Below are 18,151 nucleotides of genomic sequence, written 5' to 3' on the forward strand. Positions count from 1 at the left end.
AAAAAGATATTATTCAGTGTAAAAAAACTCCGAGATAATCCAATGAGTATCTAGGAGTTTCGTCATTATTATTCGCCGATCATTTCTTGATAGCCTTGTGCATCCATTAACGCATCAAGTTCACTTTCGTCAGTTATTTCCACTTTAACCATCCATGCTTTTTCGTATGGTGATTCATTTACAGCTTCTGGCTCATCTTCAAGGTTTTCGTTAATTTCTACGATTTTGCCAGATACTGGTGAATATAATTCTGAAACTGTTTTAACAGATTCAACGCTACCGAAAGTTTCACCTTCAGCTACTTCATCATCGACTTCTGGAAGTTCAACGAATACGATATCTCCTAATTCGTTTTGTGCAAAATCTGTAATACCGACAGTTGCGATGTTGCCTTCAACTTTTACCCATTCATGTTCTTTTGAATACTTTAATTCACTTGGCACTGCCACTTGAATCCCCTCCTATATTTGTTTACAAGATAATCATGACACAATGCAAATTATCTATCAACTATTTTATTATAACCAAGTATCGCGATAAACTTGCTCATTAAAACCGACCGTTACTTTATCACCTAAGATTGCTAAAGGTCGTTTTACTAACATTCCATCTGAGGCTAAAAGTTCTAATTTTTCGTCATCAGATAATTCACTTAATTTATCTTTAAGTTTTAATTCCCGATATTTTGCGCCATGCGTATTGAATAATTTCTTAATTTCAATACCAGACTGTTGAACAATCTCTCTAAATTCCTCTTTTGTCGGCGTCAATTGTACGATATCAATTGGTTCATAGCTCACGCCATGCTCAGATAAAAATTTTGCAGCTTTTTTACATGTAGTACAATTAGGATACTGATAAAACTTAATCATGCTCTAACCTCCTTGCTTGACTTATAACAAATATACCAAAATTTGTTAGATTAGACTAATTTTAAGTTGATGCTCATTTTTAATATTGATTAAATCATGAAATATGACGTATTATAAGAAATTCGTTATACTTTGTAATAAGAAAAAGAACAACGGAGGAAATACTTATGCAAAAAATTCAAAACATGGATAGATTCAAAGAAATCATTAATGGTGACAACATTGCGATTGTAAAATTTGAAGCAAGTTGGTGTCCCGATTGTAAAGCGATGGACATGTGGGTCGACCCAATCGTCCAAAAATACAATCAATATGATTGGTATGTCGTGAACCGTGATGAAGTTGAAGAAGCAGCCATTGAAAATGACGTAATGGGCATCCCAAGTATTCTTATTTTCAAAAATGGCGAGAAATTGCACCACCTGCATTCCGCACATGCAAAATCTCCAGAACAAGTTGAATCATTTTTAGCTGAAAGTTTAGGATAAAGCTTAAAAAGACACGTAGATCATGATTTAATCTACGTGTCTTTTTTACTTTTAAATATATTCAGTATAAACGCCTTTATTTTTACGTTTGGCCTCTGTCTCTTTTTCGCTCTCGAGATCTGTTAAATAAATAAAACCAATGAGCCTTTCATCTGGGAGTACACCAAAAACATTTCTCACTTTTGGATGAAAAATATACGTAGGTGTTTTCCAACACGTGCCAATACCTTTTTCATATAAAAGAAGTAATAAATTTTGTGCATATGCTCCAACCGCTAAATAATTTTCATTTTCTTCACGTTGGCGTGCATCACATTTCATAATCAGCGCAATAAAGCCCCCTAAATTGGTCACTGCGTCATAATGACTTTGTTTTTTTTCTGGTTCCCGTGGAAAAGCATAACGTGTGACTTCTTTGCTCATTTCACCCAACTTATGTTTTGGAACGTAGACCACGCGCCATGGCTCACGCATACCATGATTCGGCGCATTAGCTGCTTCTACCACTGCTTCTCTCACCGCATCTTCATTAATATGCATATCTCTATTAAACTTCTTAATACTTCTTCGATATTTAATAGCGTGTTGAAGTTCCATCGTCATCTTCCCCTTTTAATGTTGATAATCATTATCAATTATATCTGACGATGTACAACTTTTCAAATTACTGATACAAAGCCATTGCGCTTTTGAGTGTTTTTACATCGAGTTGTCCTGGTGCCACGCTTTCAGTTATTGCCCCGTAAGTTAGCGCCCCGCCAAACGTTTGTTGTGCAGTTCTTGATATTATGCCTAGTTGAGACATCGAAATACCTGTTATCCAATGTGGCAACGCCGAACTCGCATCTGTCACTGCGTGCAAGAGCGTTAAAACATCTTGTCTCGTGTGAGGCATTACCGCAATTTTCAAGTGTGTGCCTTTCCATTTCGACATATGGTAATATGTTTTTTTTAGCACCTCTAACTGAGGGGTTTCATGAAAATTATGATAAGATACGACAACATCAGTGCCTGTAGACTGAATTTGTGCAACTAAACTTTCACGATGATAAGAGGGCGCCCATTCGATATCCACATAATCCACCTGCTCCAATTCAGCGATATCTTTCATCAATCCTTCATACACACCCTCTAGAATAGCACCTTTGCCCCCTTGTGCTGTCGTTCTAAAAGTAACAAGCACCGCTTTGTGTAATCCCTTTTGATGTAACTGTTCCAACATTTGTCTAACCTTATTTAACGAAACATCTGGAATCGCATCGATTCTTAATTCTAAAATATCAAAGTATTGTTGTTTTTCTTCAATTAAAGTTAAATCATCAGTTGATAAATGAATTGTAGTTGGCATAAAACTTGCTACAATTTGTGTTTTCATATGATACACCTTCTTATTTTAGGATAGATTGTGGTTAATGTTAGCTTATCTTAAAACAATTTAAAAGTATGTATCTGAAAAAATTGTCTAAAAGTAATCCAACACTTATTCAATGATACACTTAGTATTAAAATCATTTTATACGCGCAAATGTGCTTACAACATGCACCTTAAAAGTGCACACCCTTTTGAAGCGATTTATACATTACATGCAATCATTTATTTCCTTTATTATTTTAGGCGTTATTTAATCAAACTTAATTTATCAGAATATTCTAAATTATAGTTGCAATAATGTTTAATTTTTTATATGATTAATATAATAAACATAACTTTATGATAGGAGAATGCTAATGATAAAAGTTTTAAACGATCGTCATGCAAAAGCATTTTACCAATTGACTTGTGAAGCTTTTCGCCTTCACCCTTCTGCTTTTGTACATGAAATCAATGAACGCACTGATTATACAGAGCAAGATATAGCCCAGCTGCTTCACCCAGATTACCACCATCATCAAATATTTTTTGGCGCATTTGAAGATGAAATGCTCATCGGATTTGTCCAACTCAATTTCTTCCCTTATACCTCTAAAAGTCATAAAGCAACCATTCAAGGATTATTTGTCAAGCCTGATTACAGAGGGAAAACGGTTGGCAGACAGCTCATGAAATACCTTATTCAATATGCAAAACAACACAACATAGAACAGCTCATATTAGGTGTTGCCTCAAATAACATCGCTGCTAAAGTATTTTGCGGACATCTTGGCTTTGAATTTTTAGGTCTTGAATCACATGCCCGTAAATATGAAAACACATACATAGACGAGCATTGGCTCATTCATTATATGGATAATGATCCTATCTAAAATGCGCGAATCGCTTATCTATTATGTATAAAAAGATGTAAAACATAGCCCTTCCCCAACCTTTGATACTACTAAAACAAGACACTATCACAATACCTTTTTAAACTAAATGAATGATGACACATACAGAATCCACCCTTATTTATTTGTAGCATTACTATTGATAGTACGCACATTACCAAATAGGTGTCCAAATGCATGATATGTATTTTAGGAAATATGCCTTATTTTGACTTTCTAATCTTTTATAATTTTTTAAGCGACATCACAAGAGATTTAAAATTACTTTTAACCACTTCTGTTATGTCAAATGACAACTTCTCTACATTATCACTTACATAAAATGACTGAGCCGCGTTTTGTAACAATTCATAATCATTAACATCATTTCCATAAGCTATGTAAGCTTCGTTACCTATAATCTTCTTTAAAGTTGAAAATTTATTAATACCTTTGGCGGTAATATCAATGTTGTGTTCACCATCATGATATAAAATGGATATATTGGAACCCAACTTAGCAATATGCCTCTTTATTTCAATAAAAAGCTCCTCTGGAATATCTATTAAAATAATTTTGATAGGTTCTTCGATTGCTTCCATCTCAACTTTATTAGCTAAATTATCTGGATCGAGTTGTTGATATATGTTACTACTTTCACTGACATTAGAAGCATAATCAAATGCACCATCTATAATATACTTCAAATGATACTTTCTTATTAAATCTTTTATTTTTGAATACACAACACCCGGTATTGCTTTGATTACTTCTATTTCTCCTTCTCTTGAAATAATAGACCCATTCCCACCAATCAAAAAGTTATATTCAAAGTTTCTAACTACTGGCAATAAGTCTCGTATTGGACGTGCAGAAGCAAAAATGACCTCATTTTGCTTTTCTATTCTTTTGATTTCATTCACTAATTCTGGCTCAATAAATTGACCATTAAAACATATCGTACCGTCTACATCAAATACAAACTTCATATCGCTCCCCCTTTTTATACTTTATAATTTATCAATAACATCTCAACATATCAATTAACCATTTGAAAAAGACCGCAGGACAGAAATCTATTGATTTCGTCGTCCTGTCAATCGATTTATTATGATACGTATTGTACTTTATGCTCGGCTTATTTTTGTTCAAAATGATATTTAATCGTATCTATTACCTTTTTCATTCCAATTTGCCCTTCAGCAGTCCAGTACCATAATTGCCAACAGTGCGCCATGCCTTTCTGAATATGAAAATTAAAATCAAGATGCTGTACTTTAGCTACTTTTTGGAAAGCTGGTAAATAAGCATAAAAGATTTCGTTTGTTCCGAAACTAATATAAGCAGAAGGGAAAGATTTCAAATCAAATGCCAAAGTACATAATGAAATCGGGCTATCTTGCATATGCCTTGGTAATTCTTGCATTAATATAGGATCCATAATATAATCTTTTGCTTTTAGCTTCATCATCTCATCTAATTGCTTATTCGTAGGTGGCACAGATTCTGCAGGAGAACAAGCAACGATATTTTTAGGGTAAGGGAGGGTTTCTTTCAATTTTTGTGCATAGGAAAACATATAAAAAATTAAAGAAGCTCCTGAAGAAAATCCCATAATTTGTATTGATTGCGGATCAAAGCGCTCAAGCGCAAATTTATAACTTTCTAGCGCTGAATGACAAATTTGACTAAATGATTGATGCGGCAATAATGGTAACATCGGCATAATAACTTCGACATCATCTACATTTTTGATAATTGTTTGTATCGCTTTGAAATCTGCTTTTTGTGGCGCCATAAAGAAACCACCTCCGAAAAAGTAAATCACCGCTTTTTTCGGTCGACTATTTTTTCTTTTAATCGTATACATCTCACAATATTCAAGAGGTTTTTTAGACACTTCTAGCGCCTTGAAAAGTTCAAATGGAAAGTCTGTCTTTTGTTTCTCTGCTGCCTTATAAATTGCTGTATCAAATGCAGCTCCTCTTTTAGCCATAAAACGTTTAGGTTTAATCACGGATAAAATGCTTAATGTTAATTTATATGAAAATGACATGTAATTCTCCTATTCTTTTTATTAGTTTTTATCAAATACATTTTTATTGAGGTTAAAATATTGTTTTTAATCGATGCTATAACAGCAGCTAATTGATAACTATTATCAATTATATGTTAAAAATACATAACTTTATAGTCTTTATGCTTTTGATTTTTATACGCGAAATAAAATTTACTTTGTGAATATCTTAAATAACCTATACTTCACTTGTTCTTCATCATCGTTACTCAATTCATCTAAATTGATAACACAAGGAAAACTCCACTGAATTTTTGATTTTTAACAAAAAACGCCAAACCCAATGGGTTTGACGCTTACCATATTTAATAATTATACTTTTTGAATTGTAGTTTTATCGAAACTTAACGCATATTTAAGACCATATCCAATAGTTCTATCCATACTTATATGCGCTAACCATATTAACGATATTTGTAATAATAGCTCTTCTTTACTCAATAAATAGAATAACGTAACGATAATAGGTAAAACATATGTATGACCCAGATTATATATTTTACTACCTATTTCTTTATTAAAAGCATAACCTATCATAGTTATATCAGGAACTAATAGAAGCAGCAAAAATATCCATAACGAAAAATCAAAGATAAAATAAACACTAACCGCCGTAATAAAAACACACGCATTTTCAAGTTTAATTAGATTACTCATGTAATCCCCCTTTATTTACATCATTCAATTAAATACTAACACCCTTGGTTTATTTGTACTATAAAATTTATATTAAGTAATTATTTACCAATACTCTCTATATGGCGATTCATTGTATGCTTTAATTTTTTCATAAAAAAAGAGCAAGGTCATGCGTTCGAAATTTATTTCGAAACACATATTTGACACTTGCTACATCATAAAATTGTGATATTAACGTTTTTAGCTATTATTTTATGGAGGCGGCGGGATTTGAACCCGCGTCCAAAGGTCCTGATACAAATGTTTCTACGTGTGTAGTCTGTTTGAAAATTTAACATAAGGCTTAGAAACAGACAACCAACCTTATGCGAGCTTGATTCATCTCTTCTTGTCAGACTTCAAACGGCAGTGACAAGCGTATCCTACTAAAGTTGAATCACGTTAACAACACATAGGCGATGTTGTTAGGTGATGCAGAGTGCGATTAGGCAGCTACTGCTAAATTGTTGTTAGTTTTGCCAGTTATTATAAACTGATGTGTTGTTGCGGAGACAACCCTCCGACACGCTTCATGAGCTCTGGGGACCCCTGTCGAATCCATAAACGCCCCCGTATTGAGAAAATGTACTCTCTGGCTAGAAAGCACATTTAATTATAACGAATCTTAACATTCTTAGCAATCATTTAATAATTCTGTTTCATTGCACGATCGATATCTCGTTTTACTGCTTTCTCTTTCAAAGCTTGACGTTTGTCGTATTTTTTCTTACCACGTGCAACGCCAAGCAATACTTTACAGTTGCCATGCTTAAGATAAAGCTTCAACGGCACAATAGAGTATCCGACTTCACGTGTTTGCTCTCCCAGTTTTAAGATTTCTCTCTTGTGTAATAAGAGCTTGCGTACACGTCTAGGGTCGTGATTAAATCGATTACCTTCTTCATAAGTCGCAATATGCATATTATGAAGAAAAATTTCTCCACCTTTGACTTGTCCATAGCTATCTTTTAAATTTGCGCTACCTCGACGAATCGATTTTATTTCAGTACCTTGTAACGCAATGCCAGCTTCTATCGTATCTTCGATGTTATAATCGTGTCGCGCTTTACGATTTTCTGCTAAAGTGCTTTTTCCTGATTTTTTTGGCATTGGATGTCACCTCAGTTTACTTTTTCTTCTTTTTGCCTTTCTTTTTAACACGTTTATCTTTATAAAAAGGTTTATATTGCGTATTTCCTGACTTTTCACGTTTTCTTGCATTTTTTCCTTTACGTGATTTTCGTTTTTTCTTTTTGTCTTTGTCTTTTTTGAACGCATTACCTTTCGTTTTAGCTTGAATGGTTGTACCTCTCGCTTTTTTCTCACGTTTTGAATTGACATCTAATGGCATACCTACGATTTGAAAATCAATTTGACGTTCTTCTACATCAACATGAATGACTTTCACTTTAATCACATCGCCAATACGGTATACCGATGCTTTTCGTTCTCCAACGAGTGCCATTTGACGTTCATCGAAGTGATAATAGTCATCAGTCATGTTTTGCATCGAAACCATACCTTCAATGGTATTGGGCAATTCAACAAACATACCAAAGTTCGCAACCGAGCTCACAACACCTTCAAATTCATCGCCAAGATGTTGTATCATATATTCTGCTTTTTTTAAGTCATCTGTATCACGTTCCGCATCGATTGCACGACGTTCACGATTCGACGTATGTTCGGCCATTTGCGGCAATTTTTCCTGCCATTCTTGTTGTGCTTTACCATCCATTGATTTTTCAATGAGATATTTACGCACCAAACGATGCACAATCAAATCAGGATAACGACGTATCGGAGACGTAAAATGAGTATAGTGATCTGCTGCAAGACCAAAATGCCCCAAATTATCTGCATCATAATGTGCTTGTTGCATTGAGCGCAACATCATCGTCGAAATAACCATATCTTCTGGTCGACCTTCGACTTCTTTCGTAATACTTTGGAGCGTGCTCGGATGAATGTCTTCGCCTGTACCTTTTACCATAATACCAAAGTTAGTAATAAAATCGAAAAATTGACGCAAACGATCAGACTTCGGTTGTTCATGTACACGATAAATAAATGGTACTTCTTTCATGCTGAAATGTTCTGCTATCGTTTCGTTTGCTGCAAGCATAAATGATTCAATTAATCGCTCGCCTTCTCCTCGTTCACGCGCTACTACTTCTTGTGGAATACCCTCGTCATTGACTAAAACTTTAGCTTCCTTAATGTCAAAGTCAATTTCTCCACGACGACGACGCATTTCAATCAATTGCTTGGACAAACGTTGCGCTAAATCCAACATAGGTGTGATTGCTTTATATTTTTCACGTGTTTGTGGGTTGTGATCTGTAATAATTTCATTCACTTCTGCATATGTCATACGGGCATCTGAATGAATAACACTATCAAAAATATCATGCTGTACCACTTCACCATGTGGATTAATTTCCATACGACAACTCATTGTTAATCGATCTACATTAGGATTCAATGAACAAATGCCATTACTTAAACGATGAGGAATCATCGGAATTACACGGTCTACTAAATATACACTCGTAGCACGATCATATGCTTCACGATCTAAAGCCGACCCTTCAGTAACATAGTAACTGACATCTGCAATACTTACTGTTAATTGCATATTGCCATTTGAAAGTTGTTTAACAGCAATTGCATCATCCAAATCTTTCGCATCTGCGCCATCAATCGTAATCGTTAGGTCTTGACGTAAATCACGTCGCCCTTCAATTTCGGATGGTTCAATTGATTCTGGAATAGCTTCCGCTTCTTTTAAAACATCATCCGGAAACTCTATTTCAATGCCGTGTTGATAAATAATCGATAAAATATCTACACCAGGATCATTTTTATGTCCTAAAATAGCAGAAATGTGTCCTTCTGGATTATTAGACCCATCTGAATACGCTGTAATTTGAACGAGTACCTTATGGCCATCTACTGCTCCTAAGTCTTGGCCTTTAGGTATAAAAATATCTTGCATAATGCGTTTATCATCGGGTACTACAAAACCAAAATGACGCGCTTCGGTATAAGTACCTACGACTTGCTTTACCGAATGCGTTTCAATAGATTTAACTTCTCCTTCAACCTTCCCTTTACGGAAATCGCCGCGTGATTTTTGAACTTCAACGATAACTGTGTCTCCATCCATCGCACGATTAATTTTCGTTGGAGGTATAAAAATATCTTCCATACCTTCTTCATCAGGTCTTAAAAAAGCAAATCCTTTTTTGTTTTGGCTTAACGTTCCTCTAATCAAACCCGGTTTAGGACCTTGTTTTTGGTATCTGTCCTGTTTTGTGCGTTTCACTTTACCTTCTTGTTCCAATTCATTAAGGACTTTAATAAGGTCACGAAAGCTCTCCGCACTGCTCAAACCTAATTCATCTTGGAAGTCCGATACAGACATAGACTCATAATTAGAACGTTCCACAATGGCTTTAATTTGCGATTTCAAATTCATATGAAGTCCTCCTTTCTATTCATTTTTCTATCTTTGTCACTATTCTGACCAATCTAAAGTCTCTAAAAACTGATAGACTTCTTCAAAAACTGCTTCTTTTTCTTTATCAATTGTTATGATATGACCAGAATTTTTGTACCATGATAAATGTTTATGTTCTGACGCTGCATCATTATAAATGATATTAGCAGAATCTGTGTTAATCATTTCATCTTGTTCAGATTGAATGACAAGTAACGGTTCAATCACATCTTCAACGATCGCACGACCACCCTGGATCATATCTTGCAATTCGTGTAAAGTGCTTGTCGGTTGAAATGCTTCCATTTCTCGTTGAATCGTTGCTTCATCTTTACCTTCATATTTTTTAAAGTTTCTTGCATATTCTAAAACACCTTCGTACATTGCCCCTTCTGTCTTAATATACATAGGTGAACACATGGTTACAATACCCTTAACATCTCGAGTTAAGCTTAGTTTTAAAGCAAAAACGCCACCAAGTGATAAACCGGCTACTGCAATTTCATCATAACCTTGATCAACTAAATAATCGTAACCCTCTAGTGCATCTTTATACCATACGTGCGGACTCGACTTCAAAATCTCCTCAGGAGGTGCAGCATGCCCTTCATAGTGAGGTGCATAAGAGGTATAACCTTTTTTCTGTAAAAAACGACCGAGTTGTCTTACATCTGAACTGTTCCCAGTAAAACCATGTAATAACAACACTGCACGTGGCCCTTCTTCAAATAAGAAAGGTTTTGGTAATTGGATTTTCATATGTCATTCCGTCCTTTCAAGTCACATATAACTTCATTTTATAGTTTAATGGGTAGCGCTACAAATAAAAAAGCCCGACTTATCAACTGTCGGACTTTGATTTTCTAAACGGTCTAAAATGTTAACTCTATTTTTAACGTTTACCGTCAGACTTATAAATTAAAGTAACTGATACCTAACATTAGTACAAAGAAAATAATTGAAAGTACAATTGTCAATCTATGCAAAAATAAATCTACACCACGTTGTTTTTGTTTACCAAATAACTGTTCGGCTCCACCACTGATGGCACCTGATAAGCCATTACTTTTACCTTCTTGTAATAAAACAACTGTGATGAGTGCGATACAGTCAATAATTAGTAATACAACAAAAAATGTGTGCATCAGATTGTCCTCCATTCATCATATACGAAGGTTATTCTATCATATTTAAGGCCATTTCACAACATGCCGTTAACGATTGAACGTTGACTTGCGTTTGATGCTTACCCAAATCATGAAAATCACTAACAACAATGTGCCTATTATCACGATGATATATGGAATTAACGCAAAGAAACCTTTAACATTTAGAATCGCTATATAAATAATAGGTGGGTTTAATAATGCATTGAATAATTGCGAAATAAAAACAGCAATCATAAACCACCATAAATAAGGGTGTTGATATTTTATAGCAACTACACCAGCAGAATAAGCTAAAATGTACAAAATACCTGTATATCTCAAGCTATTATTAATCATATTAATCGCATTTTCTGTAGTACGATTGTTAGAGTGTTCTAACATATAACTAATGACATGGCCATCCACAATGATGACTTGGTGCACTACTAGACATACCGCGAACAAAAATGAAAGATATCCTATTAATCGTCCTGTATGTTTAGCACGCGCCTCATTTGACGGATTTTGCTTCATATATCGGTGCTCCTTTTTAAAATCACTTATCTTCATTATATCAGTTCAAAACAGACATTGAAATATTGGCTTTTATTTGTCAATAAAGCGATGCAATTTAATGTTACATATGCTTAAATAGCATAAATAAGCCAGAGTGCGTGATGCACTCTGGCTTATGCGCAAGATTAATACATTATTTATCTAAGTTATAAAAAGCATTAAGCCCTTCATATTTCGCTGTTTCGTACAATTCATCTTCAATACGTAATAATTGATTGTATTTCGCAATACGATCTGTACGTGATAATGAACCTGTTTTAATTTGTCCTGCATTTGTTGCAACAGCGATGTCTGCAATTGTAGTATCTTCTGTTTCACCTGAACGGTGTGATACAACTGCAGTGTAACCTGCTTTTTGAGCCATTTCGATAGCTTCGAATGTTTCTGTTAAAGTACCGATTTGGTTTACTTTAATTAAGATAGAGTTACCGATGTTGTTTTCGATACCTTTAGCAAGAATTTCAGTATTTGTAACAAATAAATCATCGCCAACAAGTTGTACGCGGTCACCGATGCGCTCAGTTAATAATTTCCAACCTTCCCAGTCGTTCTCGTCCATACCATCTTCAATTGAGATGATAGGATATTTATTAACGAGTTCTTCTAAATAATCTACTTGTTCTTTAGCTGTACGTTTCGCGCCTTTGTCGCCTTCGAATTTCGTGTAGTCGTACACACCGTTTTCGTAGAATTCAGAGGAAGCACAGTCAAAACCTAAGAAAATATCTTTACCTGGCTCATAACCTGCTTTTTTGATCGCTTCGATGATTGTCTCAACACCATCTTCAGTACCTTCAAATTTAGGGGCAAAACCACCTTCGTCCCCAACTGCAGTTACTAATTCACGAGATTTTAAGATTTTAGCCAATGCGTGGAATACTTCCGCACCCCAGCGTAATGCTTCTTTAAAGCTGTCTGCACCAACAGGTAAAATCATGAACTCTTGGAATGCGATTGGTGCATCTGAGTGCGAGCCACCGTTAACGATGTTCATCATTGGTGTTGGTACTACTGTAGAATTGAATCCACCTAAATATTTGTATAAAGGTTGTCCTAAGAAGTCAGCTGCTGCACGCGCAACGGCAATAGAAACACCTAAAATCGCGTTAGCACCTAACTTACCTTTATTTGATGTGCCATCAAGTTGAATCATCATTTTATCGATTGAAACTTGTTCTAATGCTGAAAATTCACCTTCAATGATTTCTGGTGCGATAATTTCGTTAACATTTTCAACTGCTTTTTCAACACCTTTACCAAGGTAGCGCTCTGTATCACCATCACGTAATTCTACTGCTTCATGTTCACCCGTTGAAGCACCTGATGGTACAAGGGCGCGACCAAATGCACCACTTTCTGTTAAAACTTCGACTTCTACTGTTGGATTCCCACGTGAATCAAGTACTTCGCGAGCATAAACATCCGTAATAATTGGCATAATAATAAATCTCCTTTTTCATGATTGTATTTAAACTAAGGGATTGGGACAAGAGCAGTTCTTCGTTATGTCCCACCTCTATTCATTACTGTCTACATCATTCATCTTCATTATAACTTGTTTTAAAATGGACTCAACTATTTTAATGTTTGATGAGACTTTCACCTGTCATTTCAGCAGGTTGTTTCAAATTCAATAAATCGAGTAGTGTAGATGCAAGATCACCTAAACGCCCTGTTTCTTTTAATTCGATACCTTCTTTAGTTACAATAACTGGAACCGGGTTTGTCGTATGTGTCGTCATAGGTTGGTCTTCATCAGTTAATACTTCGTCAGAATTACCATGGTCAGCTGTAATAATTGCACAACCATCCATTTCTAGAATTTTATCGACCACTGCACCTAAACATTCATCTACAGCTTCAATGGCTTTAATTGTTGGTTCAAGCATACCACTATGCCCCACCATATCTGGATTAGCGAAATTAAGAATGATTAAGTCTAAATCACCTTTAGCGAGTTCTTCGAGTAGCACATCTCTAACTTCATATGCACTCATTTCTGGTTTGAGGTCATACGTCGCAACTTTTGGTGAATCAATTAAACGTCGACGTTCACCTTTAAATTCTTCATTTTGACCACCATTCATAAAGTAAGTCACATGAGGATATTTTTCAGTTTCAGCAATACGCAATTGTATTAAATTGTTGTCTTGAGCCACTTCACCGATTGTATTTTTTAAATCCACTTTTTCAAATACAATTTCAGCGTCTACATTGTCATTGTATTTTGTAAATGTTGCGTAGAATAAATCGTTAACGCGTTCCACTTTAAACCCTTCAAACGCTTTATCTGTAAAGATTTCAGAAAGTTGTGCTGCGCGGTCTGGACGGAAATTATAGAAAATAACAGCATCTCCGTCATTAACACCATTATTTTGATCTTCAACGACAAATGGCACAACGAACTCATCTGTAAGATCTTCAGCATAATTGGCTTCTACACCTTCACGGGCATTCGCATATCTCGGCGCTGATTCAAAGCCGCGAATAGCATCATAAGCTTTATGTTCACGCTCCCAACGTTTATCACGGTCCATGGCATAGTAACGCCCAGCAACAGAAGCAAATTGTCCTACCCCAATGGCTTTAAATTGTTTTTCGGTTTCTTCTATATAAGTTAATGCTGATTTTTGATCGACGTCACGTCCATCTAAAAATGCATGTACATAAACTTTAGCCAAACCTTTATTTTTCGCTAAACGTAGAATAGCAAATAAATGTTCATAATGGCTGTGTACGCCGCCATCTGATAACAAACCAAATACGTGTAACGCAGATTGACGTTCAAGCGCATGGTCAATCGCACGATTCAATACTTTGTTGTCATAAAATTCTCCGTCTTCAATTGATTTGTTAATACGTGTTAAGCTTTGATACACAATACGTCCAGCACCAATATTCATATGTCCGACTTCAGAGTTACCCATTTGTCCTTCCGGAAGTCCAACATCTAAGCCGCTCGCCTCAATTTGAGTTGTAGGAAATTTTTCATAATAGCGGTCAAAATTGGGTTTGTACGCTTGTTTAACAGCGTTACCATGGACTTCTTCTCTATTTGCCAAGCCATCTAAAATAATAAGTGCTGTTGGTTTTTTTGCCATAATTATTTTGCACCTTCTAACAATTGAACATAATCATCTACTTTAAGTGAAGCACCACCGACTAATGCACCGTCAATGTCTGATTCTGACATATATTCTTTAATATTGTTCGGTTTCACGCTACCACCATATTGAATGCGTACCGCTTCTGCCACTGCATCACTTGTAAGTTTCGCAATTTTTTGGCGCACAGCTGCACACATTTCATTCGCATCTTTAGCTGTTGAAGATTTACCAGTACCGATAGCCCAAATTGGCTCATATGCAATTACTGTTTGTTTCACTTGGTCGTCCGAAAGACCTTCAAGCGCTTTTTCAACTTGACGCTCAACAACTTCATTTGCTTTACCATTTTCACGTTCTTCATCGCTCTCGCCTACACAAATGATAGGTGTCATACCATGTTTGAAAACGGCATGTGCTTTTTTGTTAATGTCTTCATCTGTTTCGTGGAAAATATCACGACGTTCAGAATGACCAATCACAACATAGCTCACACCTAAGTCTTGTAATGCAACCGGTGATGTTTCTCCAGTGTACGCACCGCTTTCTTCATAGAATGTATTTTGTGCGCCAATCTTTAATCCAGGTGCTACACCTGCTTTTGTTAATGAAATTAACGCGTCTAATTGGATTGTTGGTGCACAAATAACAGATTCCACTTCATTTGTATCTGGTAACGCCGGCAATGCATTGACGAAATCTTTCGCTTCTGCAACAGTTTTGTTCATTTTCCAGTTACCTGCAATAATTGGTTTTCTCAATTAAAACCCTCCTAATAAATGTTAAGAAGCTAGGGCGAATATCTTTAAGATTTAAACAGAACGAAATAATGCTTAAAAGCATTTTCAACTCACATTGTGAACGTTCTAAAAAGCATTTTGTCTGCGAAATAACGTTTAACGGTTCCTTAAAAATTATTTTGTTATGCCCCATCTCTTGCAAATTTTTATTACTTTATTTTATTACTTATCTGCGATTGCTTTAATACCAGGTAAGACTTTGCCTTCTAAATATTCTAATGAGGCACCGCCACCTGTAGAAATGTGTGTAAAGTCATCTTCAAAACCGAGTTGCATTGCTGCTGCTGCTGAATCGCCACCGCCAATAATTGTTGTAGCATCTTTTAATTCAGCAATAGCTTCACAAACACCAATTGTTCCTTGAGCAAAGTTGCTAAATTCAAATACGCCCATAGGTCCATTCCATACGACAGTATGCGCACCTTCTAATTGCTTTTTAAATAATGCAACTGTGTCAGGACCGATGTCCATAGCTTCTTGGTCTTCTGGGATTTCATCGATAGAGACTGTCGTAATACTAGCATCATTTGAAAATTCTTTTGCTACTTTACCATCAACAGGTAAGACGATTTGGTCACCTGCACGCTCAAGTAAATCTTTTGCAAAATCAATTTTATCCGCTTCTAAAAGTGACAAACCTATTTCTTTACCTTGCGCTTTTAAGAAGGTATAAGCCATACCGCCACCAATTAGGACTTTATCAGCAATATTTAATAAGTTTTCAATAACACCAATCTTATCTGATACTTTTGCGCCGCCTAAAATAGCTACAACCGGTTTGTCAGGATGCTCAACAACGCCACCAATAAACTTAATCTCTTTTTCCATTAAGAAACCAGCCACTGTTTCTAAATGTGTAGAAATCCCAACATTCGATGCATGTTCACGATGTGCTGTACCAAACGCGTCGTTAACAAAAATGTCGCCTAATGATGCCCAATATTTACCTAATTCACTATCGTTTTTAGATTCTTTTTTGCCATCTAAATCTTCAAATCGCGTATTTTCAAACATTAATACGTCGCCGTCATTAAGTGCATTAATCGCTGATTCTAATTTTTCACCACGTGTTTCAGGGATGAACGTAACATCTTTGTTTAATTTTTCAGATAATCGTTTCGCAACAGGGGCAAGCGTTAATTTTTCTTTATCGCTTTCTTCTTTAACTTTGCCTAAGTGAGAGAAAACAACGATTTTGCCACCTTGCTCAAGGATATATTGTAAAGTTGGTAAAGCCTGTACGATACGGTTGTCATTTGTAATTTCTCCGTCTTTCATAGGTACATTGAAATCTGCGCGTACTAACACAACTTTACCTTTTAACGAAACGTCTGTTACATCTTTTTTTGCCATAATAATCCTCCTCAAAAACACTTGTTATTTTAAAATAAGCGGAGAAGTGATGTGCTCCTCCGCTTACTATAAGCTAATTTCTAGTTAGAAGCACGTACATTTAACCTAAATAAGTTAAACTAAAGGATATGCCTTTAACTTAGTATAATATAATTCAGCTTATTTAGCATGACTTGCTAAATATTCTAAAGTGCGTACTAATTGAGCAGTATATGACATTTCGTTATCGTACCATGATGCTACTTTAACTAATTGACGATCGCCAACAGTCATTACACGTGTTTGTGTTGCGTCAAATAATGCACCAAAAGTCATACCTACAACGTCAGAAGATACGATTTCGTCTTCAGTGTAACCGAAAGATTCGTTCGTTGCATTTTTCATTGCATTGTTCACTTCTTCAACTGAAACTTCTTTATCTAATACTACCGTTAATTCAGTTAATGAACCTGTTGCAACTGGTACACGTTGCGCACCACCATCTAATTTGCCATCAATTTCAGGGATTACTAAACCGATTGCTTTAGCAGCACCTGTTGAGTTAGGGATAATGTTTTCTGCTGCTGCACGCGCACGACGTTTATCACCTTTTTTGTGTGGTGAATCTTGTGTATTTTGATCGCCTGTATAAGCGTGAATTGTTGTCATTAAACCTTCTACAATACCAAATTCATCGTGTAACGTTTTTGCAACTGGCGCCAAAGAGTTTGTTGTACATGAAGCACCTGAAACCACAGTTTCTGAGCCGTCTAATTCTTCATGGTTAACGTTAAATACAATCGTTTTAAGATCTCCTGTACCAGGTGCAGAGATTAATACTTTTTTAGCCCCTGCTTGAATATGTGCTTCAGCTTTTTCTTTCGCTGTGAATAAACCTGTACATTCTAAAACAACGTCAACATCAAGGTCACCCCAAGGTAATTTTGATGGTTCTGGTTCAGAGAACGATTTCACTTCTTTACCATTTACGCGGAAACCACCATCAATTACATCTACTTCTTCAGTAAAACGTCCTTGCATCGTGTCATATTTTAATAAATGTGCAAGCATGTCGTCGTCAGTTAAATCGTTTACAGCTACAACCTCAATGTTCTCTACGTCTTGAATTCTTCTGAATGCTAAACGACCAATTCTACCAAATCCGTTAATTGCTACTTTTACTGCCATGTTAATGGCCTCCTTTAATGATATTTAAAAAGTGATATACCACCCTACTGTGAATCATTGTTTCCCGATAGACGAATGCATATGCTAGAAAACCAAATAGGCAATCTAATCTCAATGCATCTTTATGATTAAATCACTTTTT

19 protein-coding genes and 1 other RNA gene are annotated in these 18,151 nt (G+C 35.7%); 2 read left to right on the forward strand and 18 right to left on the reverse strand.

The genetic code is table 11. The annotated features are described in order from the left end of the window. Positions 1-68 precede the first annotated feature (68 nt). Complete coding sequence (gene gcvH, locus LN051_RS08720; RefSeq protein ID WP_229292153.1) at positions 69-449, reverse strand: glycine cleavage system protein GcvH; 381 nt, start codon at positions 447-449, stop codon at positions 69-71. Between the two features lie 69 nt (positions 450-518). Continuing rightward, positions 519-872: an arsenate reductase family protein gene (locus LN051_RS08725; protein ID WP_229292154.1), complete on the reverse strand. Its 354-nt coding sequence runs from the start codon at positions 870-872 to the stop codon at positions 519-521. 167 nt (positions 873-1,039) lie between these two features. On the opposite strand from LN051_RS08725, the gene LN051_RS08730 reads away from it, so the two are divergent. Next, positions 1,040-1,360, forward strand: a complete 321-nt coding sequence (locus tag LN051_RS08730) for a thioredoxin family protein (RefSeq protein ID WP_229292155.1) — start codon at positions 1,040-1,042, stop codon at positions 1,358-1,360. Between the two features lie 51 nt (positions 1,361-1,411). Here LN051_RS08730 and LN051_RS08735 read toward each other — a convergent pair whose 3' ends face one another. Together LN051_RS08735 and aroD are read right to left on the reverse strand one after the other, a co-directional pair. After that, entirely contained in the window at positions 1,412-1,957 is a 546-nt protein-coding gene (locus LN051_RS08735) for a nitroreductase family protein (protein WP_229292156.1), read from the reverse strand. 67 nt (positions 1,958-2,024) lie between these two features. Beyond that, entirely contained in the window at positions 2,025-2,735 is a 711-nt protein-coding gene (aroD, locus tag LN051_RS08740; protein ID WP_229292157.1) for a type I 3-dehydroquinate dehydratase, read from the reverse strand. A 353-nt stretch (positions 2,736-3,088) separates the two neighbouring features. Here aroD and LN051_RS08745 point away from each other — a divergent pair, with 353 nt between their 5' ends. Then, positions 3,089-3,604 carry a GNAT family N-acetyltransferase gene (locus LN051_RS08745; RefSeq protein WP_229292158.1) on the forward strand — a complete coding sequence of 172 codons (516 nt, stop codon included), beginning with the start codon at positions 3,089-3,091 and terminating at the stop codon, positions 3,602-3,604. Positions 3,605-3,849: 245 nt separating this feature from the next. Here LN051_RS08745 and LN051_RS08750 read toward each other — a convergent pair whose 3' ends face one another. The 14 genes from LN051_RS08750 to gap form a co-directional block, all read right to left on the reverse strand. Continuing rightward, positions 3,850-4,593 (reverse strand): HAD-IIB family hydrolase, encoded by a 744-nt coding sequence (locus LN051_RS08750; RefSeq protein ID WP_229292159.1) that lies wholly within the window; start codon positions 4,591-4,593, stop codon positions 3,850-3,852. A 149-nt stretch (positions 4,594-4,742) separates the two neighbouring features. Beyond that, positions 4,743-5,660 carry an alpha/beta hydrolase gene (locus LN051_RS08755; protein WP_229292160.1) on the reverse strand — a complete coding sequence of 306 codons (918 nt, stop codon included), beginning with the start codon at positions 5,658-5,660 and terminating at the stop codon, positions 4,743-4,745. A gap of 333 nt (positions 5,661-5,993) precedes the next feature. Then, a complete protein-coding gene (locus LN051_RS08760) occupies positions 5,994-6,338 on the reverse strand; it encodes a DUF4260 domain-containing protein (RefSeq protein WP_229292161.1) in 345 nt (114 codons plus the stop codon). Between the two features lie 234 nt (positions 6,339-6,572). Then, positions 6,573-6,931, reverse strand: a transfer-messenger RNA (tmRNA) gene (gene ssrA / locus LN051_RS08765). Between the two features lie 73 nt (positions 6,932-7,004). Next, complete coding sequence (gene smpB, locus LN051_RS08770) at positions 7,005-7,469, reverse strand: SsrA-binding protein SmpB (protein WP_229292162.1); 465 nt, start codon at positions 7,467-7,469, stop codon at positions 7,005-7,007. A gap of 16 nt (positions 7,470-7,485) precedes the next feature. Further along, positions 7,486-9,840 (reverse strand): ribonuclease R, encoded by a 2,355-nt coding sequence (gene rnr / locus LN051_RS08775; RefSeq protein ID WP_229292163.1) that lies wholly within the window; start codon positions 9,838-9,840, stop codon positions 7,486-7,488. 39 nt (positions 9,841-9,879) lie between these two features. Then, a complete protein-coding gene (locus LN051_RS08780) occupies positions 9,880-10,620 on the reverse strand; it encodes an alpha/beta hydrolase (protein ID WP_229292164.1) in 741 nt (246 codons plus the stop codon). A gap of 152 nt (positions 10,621-10,772) precedes the next feature. Further along, the gene (secG, locus tag LN051_RS08785; protein WP_037566707.1) at positions 10,773-11,006 is read right to left on the reverse strand and encodes a preprotein translocase subunit SecG; all 234 of its coding nucleotides are present in this window, start codon (positions 11,004-11,006) and stop codon (positions 10,773-10,775) included. A gap of 69 nt (positions 11,007-11,075) precedes the next feature. Then, entirely contained in the window at positions 11,076-11,543 is a 468-nt protein-coding gene (locus tag LN051_RS08790; protein ID WP_229292165.1) for a hypothetical protein, read from the reverse strand. A gap of 175 nt (positions 11,544-11,718) precedes the next feature. Continuing rightward, positions 11,719-13,023: a surface-displayed alpha-enolase gene (eno, locus tag LN051_RS08795; protein ID WP_229292166.1), complete on the reverse strand. Its 1,305-nt coding sequence runs from the start codon at positions 13,021-13,023 to the stop codon at positions 11,719-11,721. Between the two features lie 142 nt (positions 13,024-13,165). Then, positions 13,166-14,686, reverse strand: coding sequence for a 2,3-bisphosphoglycerate-independent phosphoglycerate mutase (gpmI, locus tag LN051_RS08800; RefSeq protein WP_229292167.1), 1,521 nt, complete (start codon positions 14,684-14,686; stop codon positions 13,166-13,168). Positions 14,687-14,688: 2 nt separating this feature from the next. Continuing rightward, entirely contained in the window at positions 14,689-15,450 is a 762-nt protein-coding gene (gene tpiA, locus LN051_RS08805) for a triose-phosphate isomerase (protein WP_229292168.1), read from the reverse strand. A gap of 201 nt (positions 15,451-15,651) precedes the next feature. Beyond that, a complete protein-coding gene (locus tag LN051_RS08810) occupies positions 15,652-16,842 on the reverse strand; it encodes a phosphoglycerate kinase (protein ID WP_229292169.1) in 1,191 nt (396 codons plus the stop codon). 159 nt (positions 16,843-17,001) lie between these two features. Further along, positions 17,002-18,009, reverse strand: a complete 1,008-nt coding sequence (gene gap, locus LN051_RS08815; protein ID WP_229292170.1) for a type I glyceraldehyde-3-phosphate dehydrogenase — start codon at positions 18,007-18,009, stop codon at positions 17,002-17,004. Positions 18,010-18,151 lie beyond the last annotated feature (142 nt).

Source organism: Staphylococcus ratti (genome assembly GCF_020883535.1).
GTDB lineage: Bacteria > Bacillota > Bacilli > Staphylococcales > Staphylococcaceae > Staphylococcus > Staphylococcus ratti.

Bases quoted from the DNA above. Each gene is read 5' to 3' on its own strand.
- smpB (WP_229292162.1), bottom strand. From the start codon at position 7,469: ATGCCAAAAAAATCAGGAAAAAGCACTTTAGCAGAAAATCGTAAAGCG.
- LN051_RS08750 (WP_229292159.1), bottom strand. From the start codon at position 4,593: ATGAAGTTTGTATTTGATGTAGACGGTACGATATGTTTTAATGGTCAA.
- gpmI (WP_229292167.1), bottom strand. From the start codon at position 14,686: ATGGCAAAAAAACCAACAGCACTTATTATTTTAGATGGCTTGGCAAAT.
- LN051_RS08810 (WP_229292169.1), bottom strand. From the start codon at position 16,842: ATGGCAAAAAAAGATGTAACAGACGTTTCGTTAAAAGGTAAAGTTGTG.
- LN051_RS08760 (WP_229292161.1), bottom strand. From the start codon at position 6,338: ATGAGTAATCTAATTAAACTTGAAAATGCGTGTGTTTTTATTACGGCG.
- LN051_RS08725 (WP_229292154.1), bottom strand. From the start codon at position 872: ATGATTAAGTTTTATCAGTATCCTAATTGTACTACATGTAAAAAAGCT.
- secG (WP_037566707.1), bottom strand. From the start codon at position 11,006: ATGCACACATTTTTTGTTGTATTACTAATTATTGACTGTATCGCACTC.
- LN051_RS08745 (WP_229292158.1), top strand. From the start codon at position 3,089: ATGATAAAAGTTTTAAACGATCGTCATGCAAAAGCATTTTACCAATTG.
- LN051_RS08730 (WP_229292155.1), top strand. From the start codon at position 1,040: ATGCAAAAAATTCAAAACATGGATAGATTCAAAGAAATCATTAATGGT.
- LN051_RS08790 (WP_229292165.1), bottom strand. From the start codon at position 11,543: ATGAAGCAAAATCCGTCAAATGAGGCGCGTGCTAAACATACAGGACGA.
- LN051_RS08780 (WP_229292164.1), bottom strand. From the start codon at position 10,620: ATGAAAATCCAATTACCAAAACCTTTCTTATTTGAAGAAGGGCCACGT.
- rnr (WP_229292163.1), bottom strand. From the start codon at position 9,840: ATGAATTTGAAATCGCAAATTAAAGCCATTGTGGAACGTTCTAATTAT.
- aroD (WP_229292157.1), bottom strand. From the start codon at position 2,735: ATGAAAACACAAATTGTAGCAAGTTTTATGCCAACTACAATTCATTTA.
- gap (WP_229292170.1), bottom strand. From the start codon at position 18,009: ATGGCAGTAAAAGTAGCAATTAACGGATTTGGTAGAATTGGTCGTTTA.
- LN051_RS08735 (WP_229292156.1), bottom strand. From the start codon at position 1,957: ATGGAACTTCAACACGCTATTAAATATCGAAGAAGTATTAAGAAGTTT.
- eno (WP_229292166.1), bottom strand. From the start codon at position 13,023: ATGCCAATTATTACGGATGTTTATGCTCGCGAAGTACTTGATTCACGT.
- LN051_RS08755 (WP_229292160.1), bottom strand. From the start codon at position 5,660: ATGTCATTTTCATATAAATTAACATTAAGCATTTTATCCGTGATTAAA.